16 protein-coding genes and 1 pseudogene are annotated in these 18872 nt (G+C 60.1%); 6 read left to right on the forward strand and 11 right to left on the reverse strand.

The window, feature by feature from the left end; translation table 11 throughout:
• Positions 1-923 precede the first annotated feature (923 nt).
• On the reverse strand, positions 924-3989 hold the full coding sequence (locus PMI31_RS17745) for an efflux RND transporter permease subunit (protein WP_008019579.1): 3066 nt from the start codon (positions 3987-3989) through the stop codon (positions 924-926).
• A gap of 6 nt (positions 3990-3995) precedes the next feature.
• A complete protein-coding gene (locus PMI31_RS17750) occupies positions 3996-5096 on the reverse strand; it encodes an efflux RND transporter periplasmic adaptor subunit (RefSeq protein ID WP_008019580.1) in 1101 nt (366 codons plus the stop codon).
• Between the two features lie 93 nt (positions 5097-5189).
• On the opposite strand from PMI31_RS17750, the gene PMI31_RS17755 reads away from it, so the two are divergent.
• On the forward strand, positions 5190-5828 hold the full coding sequence (locus PMI31_RS17755) for a TetR/AcrR family transcriptional regulator (RefSeq protein ID WP_008019581.1): 639 nt from the start codon (positions 5190-5192) through the stop codon (positions 5826-5828).
• A gap of 111 nt (positions 5829-5939) precedes the next feature.
• Here PMI31_RS17755 and PMI31_RS17760 read toward each other — a convergent pair whose 3' ends face one another.
• Positions 5940-6722: a class I SAM-dependent methyltransferase gene (locus PMI31_RS17760; protein ID WP_008019582.1), complete on the reverse strand. Its 783-nt coding sequence runs from the start codon at positions 6720-6722 to the stop codon at positions 5940-5942.
• Positions 6723-6815: 93 nt separating this feature from the next.
• Here PMI31_RS17760 and PMI31_RS17765 point away from each other — a divergent pair, with 93 nt between their 5' ends.
• A complete protein-coding gene (locus tag PMI31_RS17765; protein WP_008019583.1) occupies positions 6816-7436 on the forward strand; it encodes a hypothetical protein in 621 nt (206 codons plus the stop codon).
• A 28-nt stretch (positions 7437-7464) separates the two neighbouring features.
• Here PMI31_RS17765 and PMI31_RS17770 read toward each other — a convergent pair whose 3' ends face one another.
• The 6 genes from PMI31_RS17770 to ppc all read right to left on the reverse strand — a co-directional run bounded on the left by PMI31_RS17770 (position 7465) and on the right by ppc (position 13995).
• On the reverse strand, positions 7465-8286 hold the full coding sequence (locus tag PMI31_RS17770) for an isocitrate lyase/PEP mutase family protein (protein WP_008019584.1): 822 nt from the start codon (positions 8284-8286) through the stop codon (positions 7465-7467).
• Between the two features lie 35 nt (positions 8287-8321).
• Complete coding sequence (locus PMI31_RS17775) at positions 8322-9182, reverse strand: DUF72 domain-containing protein (protein ID WP_008019585.1); 861 nt, start codon at positions 9180-9182, stop codon at positions 8322-8324.
• Entirely contained in the window at positions 9182-9487 is a 306-nt protein-coding gene (locus PMI31_RS17780) for a hypothetical protein (protein ID WP_008019586.1), read from the reverse strand. Before PMI31_RS17780 ends, PMI31_RS17775 begins: the two co-directional genes overlap by 1 nt.
• 173 nt (positions 9488-9660) lie before the next feature.
• Complete coding sequence (tsaB, locus tag PMI31_RS17785) at positions 9661-10335, reverse strand: tRNA (adenosine(37)-N6)-threonylcarbamoyltransferase complex dimerization subunit type 1 TsaB (RefSeq protein ID WP_008019587.1); 675 nt, start codon at positions 10333-10335, stop codon at positions 9661-9663.
• 93 nt (positions 10336-10428) lie between these two features.
• Positions 10429-11076: an adenylate kinase gene (gene adk / locus PMI31_RS17790; RefSeq protein ID WP_008019588.1), complete on the reverse strand. Its 648-nt coding sequence runs from the start codon at positions 11074-11076 to the stop codon at positions 10429-10431.
• Positions 11077-11364: 288 nt separating this feature from the next.
• Positions 11365-13995, reverse strand: coding sequence for a phosphoenolpyruvate carboxylase (ppc, locus tag PMI31_RS17795; RefSeq protein ID WP_008019590.1), 2631 nt, complete (start codon positions 13993-13995; stop codon positions 11365-11367).
• 204 nt (positions 13996-14199) lie between these two features.
• On the opposite strand from ppc, the gene PMI31_RS17800 reads away from it, so the two are divergent.
• The 4 genes and pseudogenes from PMI31_RS17800 (at position 14200) to PMI31_RS30090 (ending at position 17454) form a co-directional block, all read left to right on the forward strand.
• Positions 14200-14544: a hypothetical protein gene (locus tag PMI31_RS17800; protein WP_008019591.1), complete on the forward strand. Its 345-nt coding sequence runs from the start codon at positions 14200-14202 to the stop codon at positions 14542-14544.
• A gap of 268 nt (positions 14545-14812) precedes the next feature.
• Positions 14813-15226: a DUF4398 domain-containing protein gene (locus PMI31_RS30085; protein WP_008019592.1), complete on the forward strand. Its 414-nt coding sequence runs from the start codon at positions 14813-14815 to the stop codon at positions 15224-15226.
• Positions 15109-15802: pseudogene (locus PMI31_RS17810) on the forward strand (OmpA family protein). The gene PMI31_RS30085 and the pseudogene PMI31_RS17810 overlap by 118 nt, the downstream one beginning before the upstream one ends.
• 170 nt (positions 15803-15972) lie before the next feature.
• Positions 15973-17454 (forward strand): hypothetical protein, encoded by a 1482-nt coding sequence (locus tag PMI31_RS30090; RefSeq protein WP_008019596.1) that lies wholly within the window; start codon positions 15973-15975, stop codon positions 17452-17454.
• 104 nt (positions 17455-17558) lie between these two features.
• Here PMI31_RS30090 and PMI31_RS17815 read toward each other — a convergent pair whose 3' ends face one another.
• Together PMI31_RS17815 and PMI31_RS17820 are read right to left on the reverse strand one after the other, a co-directional pair.
• Entirely contained in the window at positions 17559-17888 is a 330-nt protein-coding gene (locus PMI31_RS17815; RefSeq protein WP_008019598.1) for a hypothetical protein, read from the reverse strand.
• The gene (locus PMI31_RS17820) at positions 17885-18799 is read right to left on the reverse strand and encodes an alpha/beta hydrolase (protein WP_008019599.1); all 915 of its coding nucleotides are present in this window, start codon (positions 18797-18799) and stop codon (positions 17885-17887) included. Before PMI31_RS17820 ends, PMI31_RS17815 begins: the two co-directional genes overlap by 4 nt.
• Positions 18800-18872 lie beyond the last annotated feature (73 nt).

Genomic DNA, 18872 nt, shown 5'->3' on the forward strand with positions numbered 1-18872 from the left:
GCAGCTGTGTGCAGGTCTGCAAGACCGAGTCGTTAGGCAACCTCGGCAGACCCGAAGATCTCCCGCACACAGCCACCATAAATCGGTGGTCGCTAAAAAAGCGCCACGATTATAGGTGCGCCAGTGGGCGCCTAACAAACTATTGGCGGGCTTGCAGTCCCGGTCGCTGAATTGACAGCGACGAGCAAAGGCTAGAGATCGGGCTTCCGACGAGCAAGCTGAAAATCTTGTGGGAATGGTCTGAATGAATGGCTTGGGCGATAAACAATGTTGACTGTAAGTCCGTCATCGCGAGCAGGCTCGCTCCCACAATTGGGCTGGGTACATCTGTGAGGAATGGGTTGGCTGACAGGCCGCCATCGCTGGCAAGCCAGCTCCTACCGGGGTTTGGGTACATCTGTGAGGGATTGGTTGGCTGTGAGGCCGCCTTCGCGGGCAAGCCCGCTCCCACAGTTGATCCGGGTATGCCTGCAAGAGATTGGTCGGCTGGCAGGCCGCCTTCGCTGGCAAGCCAGCTCCTACAGTTGATCGGCGTACACCCATGCTCTTCACCACTCATCAGGCCGAGCGTTAGCTCGCCTGCAGCTCTTGATCTTGATCCACCCGCCCCCTCGGCAGGCTGAGTGGAGGTGTTCATCCGGGGATGGGCGCGCAGCGCCGTTCGACGCAGTCGAACACATTGCATGTAGGTGCAGCGAAGCCAACCGGAGGGCAATGCCCCCGGATGAATGCCGGAGCGAAGGAACCCCGAGCCCTGGCGAGGGGCCGTACGTTCGGGGCGAGCGCTTTTGGTTACTTTTAAGGCGCTTGTTAAAAGTGACTCGCCGTAAGGGCGAAACCGCCAGCCGCCGTTACCGCAGGAACGGATATGTACACCATCAAAAAACAGCCTGGCCGGCCCGAAGGCCGCCAAGGTCAACCCCTCAAACCGACTCTTTGCGAACCCGAAACCAAGCGGCATAAAGGGCGGGCAAAAACAAAAGCGTCAACGCCGTAGCCACAATCAACCCCCCCATGATCGCCACCGCCATCGGCCCAAAGAACACACTGCGCGACAGAGGAATCATCGCCAACACCGCCGCGAGCGCCGTCAACACAATCGGCCGGAACCGCCGCACCGTCGCCTCGATGATCGCCTGCCAGGGCTTGAGCCCCGCTGCAATATCCTGCTCGATCTGATCCACCAGAATCACCGAGTTGCGCATGATCATCCCGGACAACGCGATGGTCCCCAGCATGGCCACGAAACCGAACGGCTGGCGGAACACCAACAGGAACAACGTCACCCCGATCAACCCCAGCGGCGCCGTCAGAAACACCATCGCCGTGCGCGAGAAACTTCGCAGCTGCAGCATCAGCAGGGTCAGCACCACCACGATGAACAACGGCACGCCGGCCTTCACCGAATTCTGCCCGCGCGCGGAGTCTTCCACCGTACCGCCGACATCCAGCAAGTAGCCATCAGGCAGTTCGGCGCGGATCGGATCGAGGGTCGGCATGATCTGCTGCACCAGCGTCGCCGGCTGCTCCTTGCCATAGATGTCGGCACGAACCGTCACATTGGGCAGACGGTTGCGGTGCCAGATGATGCCCTCCTCGAAGCCGTACTCCAGGGTCGCGATCTGCGACAGCGCGACGCTGCGACCGTTATCGGTCGGCACCGCCAGGCTCGGCAGCAATGACAACTCGGTGCGCTCATGCAAGGTGCCGCGCAACAGGATCTCGATCAACTCGTTGTCTTCGCGGTACTGACTGACGCTGGAACCGGTCAGGGAGCTTTGCAGGAACCTCGACAGGTTCGCCGTGCTCACGCCCAGCGCCCGCGCGCGGTCCTGATCGATGTTCAGGTACACCACCTTGCTCGGCTCCTCCCAATCCAGGTGGACGTTGACCACATGCGGGTTCTCGCGAACCTTGGCCGCGACTTTGCGCGCCAGCGCCCGCACCTCCTCGATGTGCTCCCCGGTCACGCGGAACTGCACCGGATAGCCAACCGGCGGACCGTTTTCCAGACGCGTGACCCGCGAACGCAGAGCAGGGAATTGCTCGTTGAGGGTTGCGATCAACCAGCTGCGCAGGGCCTCGCGTTCCTCAATGGTTTTCGCCAGGACGACAAACTGGGCGAAGCTCGCAGCCGGCAGTTGCTGATCCAGCGGCAGGTAGAAACGCGGCGAACCGGTGCCGACGTAGGCCACGTAATTGTCGATCCCCGCCTTGTCCTTGAGCAGCGCTTCGAGGCGTTTGACCTCGTCCGCGGTGTTGCTCAGCGAAGCGCCTTCGGCCAGTTTCAGGTCAACCATCAACTCCAGGCGACCCGATGCCGGGAAGAACTGCTGCGGGACAAAACGGAACAGCACGATGGAGGCGATGAACAACAGCACGGTCGCCACGATCACGGTCTTGCGCCAGCGCACGCACCACTCCACCAGCCGCCGGACGCGCTGATAAAACGGCGTGCCATACGGATCGGGCTGGCCGGCACCGTGCTTGGCGGCGTGAATTTTCGCCAGGTCCGGCAGGAGTTTTTCCCCCAGGTACGGCACAAAGACCACGGCCGCGACCCACGACGCCAACAGCGCGATGGTGACCACCTCGAAGATCGAACGGGTGTATTCGCCCGTGCCCGATTGCGCCGTGGCAATCGGCAGGAAGCCGGCCGCGGTGATCAGCGTACCGGTGAGCATCGGGAACGCGGTACTGGTCCAGGCATAGCTCGCCGCTTTGACCCGGTCGAAGCCCTGCTCCATTTTGATCGCCATCATTTCCACGGCGATGATCGCGTCGTCCACCAGCAAGCCCAGCGCCAGTACCAGCGCGCCGAGGGAGATCTTATGCAGGCCTATACCGAGGTAATACATGCAGGCGAAGGTCATCGCCAACACCAGCGGAATCGCCAGGGCCACCACCATGCCGGTACGCACGCCGAGGGAGAAGAAGCTCACCAGCAACACAATGGCCAGCGCCTCGACCAGCACTTGCACAAACTCGCCAACACCGGTTTTCACTGCGGCCGGTTGGTCGGAGACTTTGCGCAGTTGCATGCCGGCCGGGAGGTTTTTCTGAATGCGGGCGAATTCGACTTCCAGAGCCTTGCCCAGCACCAGAATGTCACCGCCGTCTTTCATCGCCACCGCCAGGCCGATGGCGTCTTGCGCCATGAAGCGCATGCGCGGCGCCGGTGGGTCATTGAAACCACGCCGCACGTCGGCCACATCGGAGATGCGGAAGGTGCGATCAGCGACGCGGATCGGGAAGTTCCTGATCTCGTCGACCGTCTGAAAATTCCCCGTCACCCGTAGCTGCAATCGCTCGCTGCTGGTTTCGAAGAAACCTGCCGTGGACACTGCGTTCTGTTCTTCAAGGGCTTGCTGGACGGCAGCCAGCGGCAAACCGAGCGTGGCGAGTTTGACGTTGGAGAGTTCGATCCAGATTTTCTCGTCCTGCAATCCCAGCAGCTCGACCTTGCCCACATCCTTGACCCGTTGCAGCTGGATCTGGATGCGGTCCGCGTAATCCTTGAGCACGGCGTAGTCGAAACCCTCGCCGGTCAGGGCGTAGATATTGCCGAACGTGGTGCCGAATTCATCGTTGAAGAACGGCCCCTGAATCCCCGGCGGCAGGGTGTGACGGATATCGCTGATCTTCTTGCGTACCTGATACCAGAGCTCCGGGATCTCCACCGAGTGCATGGAGTCGCGTGCAATGAAGGTCACCTGGGATTCGCCCGGACGGGAGAACGACACGATGCGCTCGTACTCGCCGGTTTCCATCAGTTTCTTTTCAATGCGTTCGGTAACCTGGCGCGAGACTTCCTGGGCGGTCGCTCCCGGCCAGTTGGTGCGAATCACCATGGCCTTGAAAGTGAACGGCGGGTCTTCGCTCTGGCCGAGCTTGGTGTAGGAGAGTGCGCCGACAATGGCCAGCAACAGCATCAGAAACAGGACGATCTGGCGATTACGCAGCGCCCATTCGGAAACGTTGAAGCGCATCGGGGCTTACTCCTTGTCCGCCAGATTGACCACGCGGTTCGAACGATCCACCGGGCGTACCTGCTGCCCTTCGAGAAGTACATGAACACCCGCGGCCACCACCCAGTCGCTGGCGTTGAGCCCTTCAAGCACCGGTACGCTTTTCTCGCCAAAGGCACCGACACGCACCGGAGTCTTCTTCAAGGTGTTGTTGGCGCTGACGACCCAGACATAGGTCACGCCGTTTTCCGCCGTCAGCGCCGAGAGAGGAACGGACAGAGGGACCGCGTCGGCAGCCTGCACGAAGACTCGGGCGCTCTGGCCCAGTTCGACAGGCACCTTGCCGGTGTTGAAAGCGATGCGCGCCGCAAAGGTGCGCGACTTGGGATCAGCCGCTGGCGACAATTCACGGATACGCCCTTCGAAGCGCTGATCGGGTTGAGTCCAGAGCTCCACCGACACCGGCTCACCGACCTTGAAACGGCCGAAATTCTGCTCCGGCAGGCTGATCGACACTTCACGCTCACCATCGGTGGCCAGGGTGAACACCGTTTGCCCGGCGGCCACGACTTGCCCGACTTCCACCAAACGCTTGGCCACGACACCGTCCTGCGGCGCACGCAACACGGCGTAGCTGGCCTGGTTATTGGAAACGTTGAATTCGGCTTTGATTTGCTTGAGGCGCGCTTCACCGGAGCGATAGAGGTTTTCGGCGTTGTCGTACTGTGAGCGGCTGACCAGTTGGCGCTCCATCAGGGTCTTGTAGCGATCACGCTCGGAACGCACCAGGTTCAGATTGGCTTCAGCGGCGGCGACTTGGGCGCGAGTGGCCTCCAGTTGCAGGCGCACGTCCTGAGGGTCGAGCTCCGCCAATGGTTGATCGGCCTTGACCCGCTGCCCTTCCTCGACCAGTCGTCGGCTGACTTTGCCGCCGATACGGAACGCCAGATCCGGCTCATAACGCGCACGAACTTCACCTGGATAGCTTTCCATGGACTGCGCCGAAGGCTCTGGCTGGACCACCATGGCCGGGCGCACACTGACTTGCGGCGCCTCTTCGTGACCACACGCAGACAATAAAAAAGCCAGGGTGACTGGCAACGCGAGGGGCAAGGCATAGCGGAACATGGTGAAGGACCTTTCGCTAATGGTGCTTTGAATAATTATACTGAGCAGTATGTTATTAATAGCAAACTCACCAGTCCAGTAATAAAAACGAATATGCCAAACAATCTTTCAGCACCCAATGGCCCAGGCAGACCCAAGGATCTGGTCAAGCGCCAGGCAATTCTCGATGCAGCGAAAGTGCTGTTTCTGAGTAAGGGGTATGCCAATACCAGCATGGATGCTGTCGCAGCCGAGGCCGGTGTGTCGAAGCTGACGGTCTATAGCCACTTCAACGATAAGGAGACGCTGTTCTCCGCTGCCGTGATGGCCAAGTGCGAGGAGCAGTTGCCACCGCTGTTCTTCGAATTGCCGGAAGGCGTGGCAGTGGAAACCGTGCTGCTGAACATCGCGCGCGGTTTTCATCAGCTGATCAACAGCGATGAATCAGTGAACCTGCACCGCTTGATGATGACCCTGGGCAGCCAGGACCCGAAACTCGCGCAGATCTTCTTTGAAGCCGGCCCACAGCGCATGCTGCATGGCATGGAGCGCCTGCTGAGCAAGATCGATGAAAGTGGTGTGCTGAGCATCGACAAGCCGCACAACGCCGCCGAGCATTTCTTCTGCCTGCTCAAGGGCGCGGGGAATTTTCGACTGCTGTATGGCTGCGGCGAGCCACCGGTTGGTGAGGCAGCGGAGAGCCATGTGCGGGAGGTGGTGGGGTTGTTTATGCGGGCTTATCGGCCTGAGTGAGCCTGATGGATTGTTGGTGTCTGGACTGACGCCATCGCTGGCAAGCCAGCTCCTACGGGGGGCCGGATTTTCTGTAGGAGCTGGCTTGCCAGCGATGAAGGCGACTCGGTCTTAAGGCTTGAGCGCCTTCTTCGGATAGATGTCATACCGACTGGACTTGCCATCCAGCGCATGGCTCGGCTTCGGCCCTTCGATGCAAGGCGCCTTGCGCGGACGCTTGACCACCACCCGGTGGCTGGCCAGGGCCAACGCGGCTTCGAGCAATGCCGGTGCATCCGGGTCATCGCCGACCAGCGGCCGGAACAGGCGCATTTCCTTCTTCACCAGCGCGGTTTTCTCGCGGTGCGGGAACATCGGGTCGAGGTAGATCACCTGCGGCGGCTCGCCCTCCCAGTTGCGCATCACCTCGATCGAATTGCCCTTGAGCAAGCGCATGCGCGCCACGATCGGCGCCACGTCGAAATCTTCCGCGCCACGGGCCAGGCCGTCTTCCAGAAGGGCACCGATCAGCGGCTGACGCTCGATCAGGCTCATCTCGCAACCAAGGCTGGCCAACACGAACGCGTCCTTGCCCAGCCCCGCCGTGGCATCCAGTACCCGCGGACGCACGCCTTGGGCGACGCCAACGGCCTTGGCGATCATCTGCCCGCTGCCACCGCCGTACAACCGGCGATGGGCCGCACCGCCCTCGACGAAATCCACCCGCACCGGCCCCGGTGCATCCGGCCCCAGCTGTTGCAGCTGCAAACCCTGGTCACCCACCTGCAAGGCAAATTCGCCGTCCGCCACTTGCATCGGCAAGCCCAGACGCTCGGCCCATTGCTCGGCTTGTGGCTCGAAAGCCGCGTCCAGGGCCTGGACATGGATGCGGCAGGCCGCAGGTTGATCAATCATCGGAAAACACGCTCAAAAAATTAATGATCGGCAAAAACGGCCGATAACAAAACTATCGAGCATTTTGCCAGAGCTGAGCGTCGACCGAGAGAAATGTCAGACATTCAACCCACAATCACAGGTTTTATCTCGCCCTACGGCGACTACAACCTGCGAAACACCCAGGCACTGAGCGGCGTCAGCCACATCTGGCAGGATTTCTTTGCCCGGGCGCTGGCCGAACAGTCGGGTGAAGTGCTGCCGAAATCGCTGAACTTTCCACCGGTCGATCTCGAAAGCCCGGTTGAACCCACCGTTGGCAGCGACCTGCTGGCGCACATCGTGTCCCAGCGCGAATGCGACGTGAAGGACACCCCGGCCCGCCCGCCCGAGCCGCTGTTCCTGCCGATTGCCGAATTCGAAATGGACCTGGCAGACAAACCACGCCCAGCGTTCCCGGCGGATGAAATCGTCGCCCAGCAAAAACAACAGGACTTCGAAAGCGGCTGGGTGCGCCCGATCGTGCTGAACGCCAGTCAGCCGCTGCCAGAAGCCGGCCCTGCCCCGCAACCACGTCCGCTGCACCTGCCGATCGCCGAATTCGAACTCGATCTGCTCGACAAGCCGTTCCCGCCATTCTCGCCAGAAGAACGGGTGGAACAGCAGAAACAACTCGATTTCGACAATGGCTGGGCCCGCCCGATCATCCTGCAGAACCTGCGCATCGCCGCCTGATCCTCAGCCGCCCTTGCAAATCCCGTGTTCAGCCTTTGAAGAATTGATTGGCCTTCTGATACGGCATCGACCGCGAAGTGAAACCGAACGTGCCTGATTTCTGAATCTCTTCGGCGGCGCGAAAGAATTCTCCATACGCCGCCAGAGCCAGCGCCGAGCCCACGCTGATGCGTTTGACGCCCATTTCACCCAACTGCGCGACCGTCAGCTTCAAGCCGCCCGACATCAACACATTCACCGGCTTTGGCGCCACGGCGCGCACCACGGCCAACACCTCCTCGGCGCTGCGCAGACCAGGCGCGTAAAGCACATCGGCACCGGCCTCGGCGAATGCCTGCAAGCGGCGGATGGTGTCGTCCAGATCGGGATTGCCGTGCAGGAAGTTTTCGGCCCGTGCGGTCAATGTGAAGGGGAACGGCAAACGGCGAGCGGCAGCGACAGAGGCCTCGATTCGCGCCACGGCGTGTTCGAAACAATAGATCGGGCCTTCTTCGCGACCGGTGGCATCTTCAATCGAACCACCGACGGCTCCGGCCTCTGCTGCACGCAGGATACTTTTGGCGCAATCCGCGGGGTTGTCGGCAAAGCCGTTTTCCAGGTCGACGGCAACCGGCAAGTCGCTGGCGGCGACAATTGCCCGAACGTTCAACAGGGTATCGTCGAGGGTCAATCCGCCATCGGCACGACCTTGGGAAAAGGCATAACCGGCACTGGTGGTCGCCAACGCCTCGAAGCCGAGGCTGGCAAGCATTTTCGCCGAACCGGCATCCCACGGATTGGGAATCACAAAAACGCCGGTGCGCTCATGAAGGGCTTTGAACGCCTGGGCTCGAAGGGTTTGCGCATCCATTGGGCAGGCTCCTGGAGAGGGGGAAAGAATCCGCCTCAGAGCAGGCCAAGTTGCTCGGCGACGGGTTCTCTGTATAGCTCAGGCAGCGCCGGCAAGCCAGGCAAACGCAGCATCAGTCGGGCATGAAAACGCTGCGCCAGTTTCGCCGCCAGCAGGTTGTCGGCCGTGTGCAGGAAGATGTACGGCGTGCGGCCTTCTTCGATCCATAGCGCGATTTTCTCGACCCATGGCTCCAGAAACGTATCGTTGGCCTCCAGCATCGGGTGGCCGATAAAACGCACCTGCGGGAACTGCGTGAATGCCGCCGGACGTGGTGGCACACGGGGTTTCTTCGACTGGGCGTGCAGCACCGAAGCCTCGGTAGACGTGCAACTGAACAGTGCGCGGGGATCGAGACAGATGCGTTCGACACCGCGATCCAGTAGCAGGCGATTGAGCATGCGCTCGCTGTCTCCCCTGGCGAAAAAGTCGTCATGCCGCACCTCCACGGCCAGCGGCCGCTGCAGGGCATCGATAAATCCGGCCAGTTCGGGCAAGCGTTGCGGCGTGAAGCTTTTCGACAGCTGCAGCCACAATGGCGACACCCGTTCACCGAGCGGGCTGAGTAATTGCAGGAAGGTGTCGGCGGCGGTCAGTTGCTCGCGCAGATCGCCACCGTGGCTGATCTCGCCGGGAAACTTGGCGGTGAAACGAAAATGTTCGGGCATGGTGTCGGCCCAACGCTGCACGGTGCTGGCAGCCGGGCTCGCGTAGAAGGTCGTGTTGCCTTCTACGGCATTGAATACCTGGCAATAGAGGTCAAGAAAATCAGCGGTTTTGGCGTCTGGCGGATACAGGTAATCGCGCCAGGCGTTCTCGCTCCAGGACGGACAACCGAGGTAATACGGCAGCAACATCAGATGTACAGGTCGAGCCTCAGCACATCCGCTTCCCAATCGACGAAACCGGCAGTGCTCAGGTAGCTGGCCAAGGCTGTCGCCACGCTTTTGCTCATGGCACGGTGGTAAATCAAGTCTTGCTGACGGGCGGGAAGATTGCTCAGTTTTTGCGCAGAGGCTTTGGCGGCGCGGGCAGCCAGTTGCTCTTCAGTCGGGAATTCCAGTTCGCCTTCGATATCGATGGCATCGTCTTCCACCACGCGGTCTTTGCGCGGTTTGCGCTTGATGGGGTAGGACTGAGAGGAAACGCCGTCTATACGCATATGTGCATACTCGGAATCAGTGATGGCAGTTTAGTGGCGCAATATCCACTTCGCAAACCGCCGAGTGATAACTAGAACACATAAAAGGCAAAAGGTTTAAAAGCCGGGGTTAGAAAATGACAATTGACGGCGATCCGACTTGCCCGCGATTGAACCAACTCAATCCTGAGAATCTATCGTGCTTTAGGCGTCGCCACTTTATCCCGCAGATAAACCGGCTGCGCTTCGTCGGCCACGATCGCCTCACCGCGTTCCCAGGCAAATCGCGCCAGGGTCAGCAAGTCTTCGGCGTGGGGCAACATGCCCGCGTCCTGCCCGCTCAGGCTGACGGCGATACGCTCGCCATAGCCCCAACCGGTCCCGGCGCCAAACCACTCGCCACTGGCATCGGCCGGCAGTGCAGCGGACTCCGGCGGCAGTACCGCTTCCGCACCCACCAGGCGCATCTCCCCGGCCGTTTCGCGGTAGCAACCCCAATACACTTCATCCATGCGCGCATCGATGGCGGCGGCGACTTGGGTGGCGCCGTGTTCGCGCAACGCGCGTTGCGCCAGCACGGCCAGGTTCGACACCGGCAGCACCGGGCGATCCAGGGCAAACGCCAGCCCTTGCACCACGCCGATGGCGATGCGTACACCGGTGAAGGCACCCGGGCCACGACCGAACGCGATGGCATCGACCGCTTGCAGGGTGGTGCCAGCATCAGCCAGCAATTGCTGGATCATCGGCAACAGCTTCTGCGCATGCAGGCGCGGGATCACCTCGTAATGGCTCGTGACCTTGCCGTCATGCAGCAAGGCAACGGAGCAGGCTTCAGTCGCGGTGTCCAGGGCCAGCAAGGTGCTCATCGATGTTTCCGTAAAAGAGGTCAGAAAAAGTGCGCCAGTATAAACAACTACGGCCCGCAAGCGGGCCGTGGATGATGCAGCGGATCAGGTTTTTCAGCTCAGCGCTTCAAGTACCTTGGCGGTGATCGCTTCAACCGAGCCGACGCCTTCGATATGGCTGTACTGCGGCTTGCCATTGGCAGCCGACAGCTTCTGGTAGAAGTCCACCAGCGGCTTGGTCTGCGAATGGTAGACCGACAGGCGATGACGCACGGTTTCTTCGGTGTCGTCCTTGCGCTGTACCAGCTCTTCACCGGTGATGTCGTCAATGCCCGCGGTTTTCGGCGGGTTGTAGACGATGTGGTACACGCGGCCGCTGGCCTCGTGAACACGACGACCGGCGATACGCTGGACGATTTCTTCGTCTTCGACGGCGATTTCAACCACTGCATCCAGCTCGACGCCGGCGGTCACCAGGGCTTCAGCCTGGGGAATGGTGCGCGGGAAGCCGTCGAACAGGAAACCGTTGGCGCAGTCGGACTGGGCGATGCGGTCCTTGACCAGTGCGATGATCAGGTCATCGGACACCAGGCCGCCGGCATCCATGATGCTCTTGGCCTTGATGCCCAGCTCGGTGCCGGCCTTGACCGCGGCACGCAGCATGTCGCCGGTGGAGATTTGCGGAATGCCGAATTTTTCGGTGATGAACTTAGCCTGAGTACCTTTACCGGCCCCGGGAGCTCCCAGCAGAATGACGCGCATCGATGTGCTCCTCAATTTTTTATATGGATAACGTCAGATTCGCCTCGTGGGGCCAATCTCAAAAATAGGGTCGTGGCCGCCCAAACGGCCAAAGGCTGCTCAAGATACACAGCAGGCTGCGCCCACACAAGCCGCCAAAAGTCGGAGAAACCGTGGTCTGATGTGACCTTTTGGCACGGCTCCCCAAGTCGCAACCCCATCATTAACTGTCGCCTGGCAGCACTTTTTTGCCCACCATTGAATGGCATCCGACACCTGCACCGGATGCCTGTCCCCACGGCAAAAACCTTAGCCGGTATTTCGCAAACCGGCGGCAATCCCCGCCACAGACACCAGCAGCGCCTGTTCCACCGGGCTGTCCTGCGCCACATCCGGTTGCCGCGAACGGGCCAGTAACTCGGCCTGTAATAGATGAAGTGGGTCGAGGTAGGTGTTGCGCAGACGGATGAATTCCAGGGTGGCTGGGCTATGTGCCAGCAGCTGCGACTGACCGGTCAAGCCGAGGACGATGGAGCATGCCTGCGACAATAGGTCGCGTAAGTGCGCACCCAATGGCAGCAAGTCAGGCTCGACCAAGCGCTCATCGTAGGACCGGGCGATATCTGCGTCAGCCTTGGCCAGCACCATTTCCAGCATGTCGATGCGGGTGCGGAAGAACGGCCACTGCTCACGCATCTGCCCCAGCAGTTCGCCTTCACCACGCTCCAGCGCCTTGCTCAGGGCGGCTTCCCAACCCAGCCACGCCGGTAGCATCAGGCGCGTCTGAGTCCAGCCGAAGATCCACGGAATCGCCCGCAGGCTTTCGATCCCCCCGGCCCGACGCTTGGCCGGACGACTGCCCAGTGGCAAACGACCGAGTTCCTGCTCCGGCGTGGACTGGCGGAAATACTCCACGAACTGCGGATTTTCCCGCACCACGGCGCGGTAAGCGCTGACACCGTCTGCAGCCAGCTCGTCCATCAAATGGCGCCACTCAGGCGTCGGTGGCGGCGGAGGCAGCAAGGTCGCCTCGAGCACGGCGGCCAGGTACAGGTTGAGGTTCTGTTCGGCGATGTCCGGCAGGCCGAATTTGAATCGAATCATTTCGCCCTGTTCGGTGGTACGGAAACGCCCCGCCACCGAACCCGGTGGCTGTGACAGGATCGCCGCGTGAGCCGGGCCGCCGCCACGCCCCACGGTGCCACCGCGACCGTGGAACAACAGCAGTTCAACGGCGTGCGAGCGGCAGATATCCACCAGTCGCTCCTGCGCCCGGTATTGCGCCCAAGCCGCTGCGGTGGTGCCGGCGTCCTTGGCCGAGTCGGAGTAGCCGATCATCACTTCCTGCGGCCCTTGCAGGCGCGCGCGATAGCCCGGCAACAGCAGCAGCTTCTCGATCACCGGACCTGCGTTGTCGAGGTCGGCCAGGGTTTCGAACAGCGGTACCACGCGCATCGGCCGCAACACGCCGGACTCTTTGAGCAACAACTGCACGGCCAGGACATCGGAAGCCGCACCGGCCATGGAAATCACATAGGAACCGAGGGATGCCTGCGGCGCAGCGGCGATTTCCCGGCAGGTCGCCAGCACTTCGGCGGTGTCGGCAGAGGGCTTGAAGTACGTCGGCAGCAAGGGACGACGATTGCTCAATTCGCGCATCAGGAAGGCGATGCGCTCTTCTTCGCTCCAGTCCTCGTAGCGGCCCAGGCCAAGGTAGTCGGTGATTTCGGTCATGGCGGCGGTGTGCCGCGCGGAGTCCTGACGCACATCCAGACGAACAAGGAACAGACCGAACGTCACTGCCCGGCGCAAGCAGTCGAGCAACGGCCCGTCGGCGATCACGCCCATGCCGCACTCGTGCAAAGAGTGATAGCAAAGCTCCAGTGGATCGAGCAGTTCGCGGTTGTCTTGCAACACATCGGCCGGTGCCGGCGTTGGCGTCGACAACGAGGCGTGCGCCCAGTTGCGCGTCGCCCGCAGGCGTTCGCGCAGCTGTTTGAGCACTGCCCGGTAAGGTTCGGCGCTGTCTCCCGCCTTGGCTTTCAATTCATCGCTGGCCTTCTGCATCGACAGTTCAGCCGCCAGGTGATCGACATCGCGCAGGTACAGATCAGCCGCCATCCAGCGTGCCAACAACAAGACTTCTCGGGTCACCGCCGCCGTCACGTTCGGGTTGCCGTCGCGATCACCGCCCATCCACGAGGCAAAGCGAATCGGTGCCGCCTCCAGTGGCAAGCGCAGGCCGGTGGCGGCGTGCAGGGCCTGATCGGCCTTGCGCAGATAATTGGGAATGGCCTGCCACAGCGAATGCTCGATCACCGCGAAACCCCACTTGGCTTCGTCCACCGGCGTCGGACGCGTGCGGCGAATTTCTTCGGTGTGCCAGGCTTCGGCGATCAGGCGCTGCAAGGTGGTCTTGATCTGCCCGCGCTCTGCACTGGTCAGGTCACGGTGATCCTGAGCCGCCAGTTGCGCGGCGATTGCATCGTACTTCTGGATCAGCGTGCGGCGCGCGACTTCGGTGGGATGCGCGGTGAGTACAAGCTCGATTTCCAGTCGCCCCAGTTGCCGGGCCAGCGCTTCGGCGCCATGCCCCTCGGCGCGCAGGCGGGCGAGCAATTCCGGGAGCACCCGGGCTTCGAACGGCGCTTGCTGGGATTCCTCGCGGCGGTGAATCAACTGGTACTGCTCGGCGATGTTGGCCAGGTTGAGAAACTGGTTGAACGCCCGCGCTACCGGCAGCAATTCGTCTTCGCTCAACTGGTTGAGGCTGGCACTGAGTTCGGCGTCCATGGAGCCGCGCCGGTCTGCCTTGGCGCCCTTGCGGATCTGCTCGATCTTGTCGAGAAAATCGTCGCCATATTGTTCACGAATGGTATTGCCCAACAGCTCACCCAACAGGTGAACGTCCTCGCGCAAGCGTGCATCAATATCGGTCATCAGCAGGTCTCCAGCAAAAATCCGGGCGGCTAGTACCCTAGAGAGTGCCGCCCCAGACAGGTTCTTACAAGCAAGACGACGAAGGGCCTTTAAACCTTGCCTGTTGAAGCTAGTCTGAAGATAAGCCGTACAACGGTTGTCACCGGCCAACGCCGGACACTCACCCTGTCTGCCTGCCACGAGCGGGAGCGCCATGAGGTCAATATGAAAATCCGCGAGCTTGCCCGACACTGGGAAGAAAACGCCAAGGGTCGCCTGACCGACACCGGCTACTCGATTCATCTGGACGTTGAGGCTGCCGCTCGGCTGGCGGCGATTATCGAGATGTACCCGAAACGGCAACCCGAAGAACTGCTCGGCGAACTGATCGGCGCCGCCCTGGAAGAACTGGAAAAGAGCTTTCCTTACGTGAAAGGTTCGACCGTGGTCGCCACCGATGAAGAAGGCGATCCGCTGTACGAAGACATAGGTCCGACTCCGCGTTTTCTCGCGTTGTCACGTCGTCATCTGCACGATTTGTCGGCGGGTAACGACAAGCAGAAACACTGATTTTTCTATCCCCTCTCCCTGTAGGAGCGAGCTGGCTCGCGATGGTCGTCAACGAAAACGCGCGGTGTCTGAATTAACGCGGAGCGTCGAATTCCATCGCGAGCAAGCTCGCTCCTACACTTCCTCCACGTTAATTTCTCTGATCTTTTAAAAAACCTCGGGTCAACCCAGTAACCACGCCTGGGACGGCCGTTTCAATATGTCCGGAAGATCAAGGTGGCGGCGCCTTGCCCAGGATGGATTTTTTAGTTGTTCAGGCGTTAGCACAATGGCGTTGAAGACCATGAAAACCCGCAATGGCAAATCCTCGTTCACTTCGCAGCACGGCTTGAAAATGGCTGCCCTGGTCATCGGCGGCAGCTCCGTGCTGGCCGGTTGTGCCGGCAAACCTCCCACCGAGCAATTCGCCGTGACCGAGTCGGCGGTCAACAACGCCGTGAGCGCTGGCGGCACCGAATTCGCCGCGGTAGAAATGAAGTCCGCACAGGACAAGCTCAAGCAAGCCGAAATCGCCATGCACGACAAAAAGTACGAGCAGGCGAAAATCCTCGCCGAACAGGCTGAGTGGGACGCTCGCGTTGCCGAGCGCAAGGCCCAGGCGATGAAAGCCGAACAAGCGTTGAAGGACTCTCGCCAAGGGGTTCAGGAACTGCGTCAGGAAAGCCAGCGCACCGTTCAGTAACGGCGCGGCTCAAAGTTGATCAGCTGGCTTACCTGACCGACCGGCGTGTTGAAGTGGCGAAGCAGACCATCGCCCTGCGCACCGCTGAAGCCAATCTGAAAAACACCTCGGCGCAACGGGCCCGTCTGGACGCCCGTGATCAGCAGATCAAACAACTGCAGGACAGCCTCAACGCCAAGCAGACCGAACGCGGCACCCTGGTGACCTTCGGTGACGAGCTGTTCGCCACCGACAAGGCCGAGCTGAAATCCAACGGCCTGGTCAACATCAACAAACTGGCGCAATACCTCCAGGAAAATCCTGATCGCAAGGTGATCGTCGAAGGCTATACCGACAGCACCGGTACAGCGTCGCATAACCAATCCCTGTCGGAAACGCCGTGCCAACTCCGTGCGCATGGCCCTGGTGAAAATGGGCGTCGATCCGGCGCGTATCGTCGCCCAGGGTTACGGCAAGGAATACCCGGTGGCGGAAAACAGCAGCGTGTCGGGCCGAGCGATGAATCGTCGGGTGGAAGTGACGATTTCCAACGATAACCAGCCGGTGATGCCGCGTTCGGCGGTGAGTGCTAACTAACTTCAAGCAAACAAAAAGCCCCCCTCTGATCCGATCAGGCGGGGCTTTCTTTTTTCTGCTGGTGGTCGACCACTCGTCGCGACCTGTCATTTCTGTCAGTAGGCAAGACCGTGTTATAGAAATAACACTAACGCTTCCGCCCAAGTCATGGGCATCAAGGAGGCAGCAGCATGAGAGCACGGACATTACTTTCGGCGCTATGTACGGCACTGACCTTGGCAGGTTGCGCCCAACTCGACAAACCGCTAACCGATAATTCAGCAGTTGGCGAATTTGTATATGACGAAAGGGACGTCATCCCCAATGACACTCCATTGCCAAACGAGGGTATCAATCAGCGCCCCGTCGTGGGGACTAAGAAGGTATTGGTAAGCGTTGTGCATTGGCAGGGTGAACGTATTCTGAACAAGCCACTGATCGAGAAACATACTTTATCCACGGACCCCACTTCACTGCGTTCCTACATTTTGGCGGCATCTAATGGAAAGCTGGCATTAACCGGTCAAGTGATCGAGCATACGTCCGGCCCTCGGCCGGACTTATGCATAAAAAAAGTGCCTGCTGATCCTAACCAGAAATGGCCGCCATACCCTGCCCCTTTGGCACAAGAAGAGGCAGCGAAGGCTGCCAAGGCACAAGGGCTTGATCCTGACAGCTTCGACTACATCATCAGCGTAATCGAATGTGGTGGCGCCGCATCGGCCTGGGGAAGAAACATGAACGTATACGGCCAATCGGGCGGCCCTCATGTTTATTATCATGAGTTCGGCCACAATTTGGCCTACGATCATGGGAGTACCTACACACAATGTCCGAAAAAAGATCAAACTGTGACAGCCCCGACCGGGTGCGACACGATTTCTCTTGGTGACACAGGAGACACCGTTTCAGGAGGAGGGACGCTTTACCCTGCCTTTAATCGATGGTATTCAGGTTGGCTGGATAATACGCAAGCAGCGACGATCAAATCTTCGGGACTTTATCGTCTAGGAGTTCTCGGATCTCAAGGGCCTCAGCTATACCTCATTTCACGCCCAGACGACCCAAGCGAACCGGGCAGAACACTGAACTATCTTTCGTTGGAATTCCGAAAACCGACTATTTACGATAATTTCCCGCCCTCCGACAACAGGGTCTCGGGGGTATGGGTAAGATTTAGTACTCGTGTTTATTACAATAGCCACATTATTAATTACCAACTCGATGGCACCCCGGAAACAGCCACAACCGCTGATCCGACATTACTCCCCGGTAAGATCTTAAAAGACCAAGCCGCAGGTATTACCGTCAAAGTATGCACAGCTTCCGCTTTGGGGGCCACGATTGCCGTTTCCGTGAACGGGGAGTTTTTGCCCAACTGCAAGCCAACTGGAATACTTCCGCCTTCAATCGAAACGCCCGTTGCGGCTGCTCCAGCGACCCCTAATCCCATCATTTTTTCTGGTAAGAGCTTCCCCGGTGCAAGGGTAGATATTTACTTTCGAAAAGTTGGAGAGGAATGGGGTGTAAAAACTGTTGATGCAGATGCCACAGGATTCTGGCGTGCCCCATTACCGTCGTTGCCAGCAGGTAGTTACAACGGGAGAGTGATCCAGTCCATCGGCGACAATATCTCGTTGGGCAACTTCCGCAATTTTGAAGTCGCGCCTTGAAGATGTTTGGCTCTAGCGCAAGGCAGTAGGCTCACATTGCAAACTGCCCCTCTCCAGGTCCAGCCCACACTGGTGAAAATGGAGAGGGACAGGTACATGGTGATCTACGGTTCCAGCTTCTGCGGCGTATCCTGCCCCATGCACCGCACCGCTTTCTTGCGGTCGTTGACCAGCACACCGGTCAATCCCTTTTGCTCGGTATCAAACAACACCAACACCCCATCGATGCACTGCGCCACCTGGGCCGCCGGCTCCAGGGAGACTTTGTAGTCTTCACCCGGAATGGTCTTGAGCATGGTGAACTCGTTGAGCAGCAACGCATCCTCAGGCTTGGCGAAGTGCAGGTAGCCGTACCACCACAGGGCACCGACGGTGCCGAGGATGCTGCAGATACCGGTGATGATCAGCGGGATGGCGTTGCGTTCTTCACTCATTGCGGACTCTCTGGTGGTTCATCTTCTGAATGTTCGGGTGCCGGGTAATTGGGAGTTTCGCCCAGGCGGCGCAGACCGTTGAAATGCTGCGGGTCTTCAAGATAGCGCAGCATGACTTTTCGCCAGACCGGATTGGCGAACGTCTGCACATGACCGCCACGGGTCAGTTGCAGCACCCGCGGCGGCGGCGCAGCTTGATACAGTCGGATGCCGTTGGAAAGAGGCACGATCGGATCGTCGATGCTGTGGTAGAGCAGTTTCGGCACATCCTTGAGTTGCGCCATGGAGTTGATCGCGCTGTCGCCGTCCGGCACCAGCCATGACAACGGCACCTGGAACGGCCAGGTCAACCATGAGGTGCTCAGGGCAAACCGGCCCACGCTGCGGTAACTGGCGGGTGCGCCATCGAGGACAATGGCCTTGAGTTGCTTCTGGCGTTGCGGGTGCTGGACCAGGTAATGCACGGCCATCGAGCCTCCGAGACTCTGGCCGAGCAGGATCAGCGGCTTGCCTTGAACCTCGGGTGCCTTGTCCAGCCAGGCGAACGCCGCATCGATGTCCTGATAGATCGCCGGCAGGCTCGGCTTGCCTTCGGACAAGCCATAACCGCGATAGTCCACAAGCAACACCTGGTAACCATTTTTCGGCAGCCAAAAGCTCCCGCCGAGGTGCATGGGCAGGTTTCCGCCGTTGCCGTGCAGGTGCAGCACCGTGCCTTTGACCTCGACCCCCTGCTTCGCCGGCAGCCACCACGCATTCAGCTTGAGGCCATCGGCGGTGTTCAAGGTGACGGTGCGGTATTCGAGTCCGGCCTTTTCCGGGGTGAACAACTGGCCGGGTTCGGGGTAGAACAGCAGCGAGCTGCAACCGCTCAAGGCCAGCAGAAGGCAGATGATGCCGAGGGTTCTCATCCGGTGAAACCTCGCAGTGAGTGTGGACACTCCCTTGTAGGAGCTGGCTTGCCAGCGAAGAACGATAACGCGG

The organism is Pseudomonas sp. GM55, from assembly GCF_000282395.1.
Taxonomy (GTDB): Bacteria; Pseudomonadota; Gammaproteobacteria; order Pseudomonadales; family Pseudomonadaceae; genus Aquipseudomonas; species Aquipseudomonas fluorescens_CC.

Coding starts and splice junctions, on each gene's coding strand:
- PMI31_RS17815 (WP_008019598.1), bottom strand. CDS start 17,888: ATGAGTGAAGAACGCAACGCCATCCCGCTGATCATCACCGGTATCTGC.
- PMI31_RS17775 (WP_008019585.1), bottom strand. CDS start 9,182: ATGTTGCTGCCGTATTACCTCGGTTGTCCGTCCTGGAGCGAGAACGCC.
- tsaB (WP_008019587.1), bottom strand. CDS start 10,335: ATGAGCACCTTGCTGGCCCTGGACACCGCGACTGAAGCCTGCTCCGTT.
- PMI31_RS17770 (WP_008019584.1), bottom strand. CDS start 8,286: ATGGATGCGCAAACCCTTCGAGCCCAGGCGTTCAAAGCCCTTCATGAG.
- PMI31_RS17750 (WP_008019580.1), bottom strand. CDS start 5,096: ATGTTCCGCTATGCCTTGCCCCTCGCGTTGCCAGTCACCCTGGCTTTT.
- PMI31_RS17745 (WP_008019579.1), bottom strand. CDS start 3,989: ATGCGCTTCAACGTTTCCGAATGGGCGCTGCGTAATCGCCAGATCGTC.
- ppc (WP_008019590.1), bottom strand. CDS start 13,995: ATGACCGATATTGATGCACGCTTGCGCGAGGACGTTCACCTGTTGGGT.
- PMI31_RS17760 (WP_008019582.1), bottom strand. CDS start 6,722: ATGATTGATCAACCTGCGGCCTGCCGCATCCATGTCCAGGCCCTGGAC.
- PMI31_RS17780 (WP_008019586.1), bottom strand. CDS start 9,487: ATGCGTATAGACGGCGTTTCCTCTCAGTCCTACCCCATCAAGCGCAAA.
- PMI31_RS17800 (WP_008019591.1), top strand. CDS start 14,200: ATGAAAATCCGCGAGCTTGCCCGACACTGGGAAGAAAACGCCAAGGGT.
- PMI31_RS17820 (WP_008019599.1), bottom strand. CDS start 18,799: ATGAGAACCCTCGGCATCATCTGCCTTCTGCTGGCCTTGAGCGGTTGC.
- PMI31_RS17765 (WP_008019583.1), top strand. CDS start 6,816: ATGTCAGACATTCAACCCACAATCACAGGTTTTATCTCGCCCTACGGC.
- PMI31_RS30085 (WP_008019592.1), top strand. CDS start 14,813: ATGGCGTTGAAGACCATGAAAACCCGCAATGGCAAATCCTCGTTCACT.
- PMI31_RS30090 (WP_008019596.1), top strand. CDS start 15,973: ATGAGAGCACGGACATTACTTTCGGCGCTATGTACGGCACTGACCTTG.
- adk (WP_008019588.1), bottom strand. CDS start 11,076: ATGCGCGTCATTCTGCTGGGAGCTCCCGGGGCCGGTAAAGGTACTCAG.
- PMI31_RS17755 (WP_008019581.1), top strand. CDS start 5,190: ATGCCAAACAATCTTTCAGCACCCAATGGCCCAGGCAGACCCAAGGAT.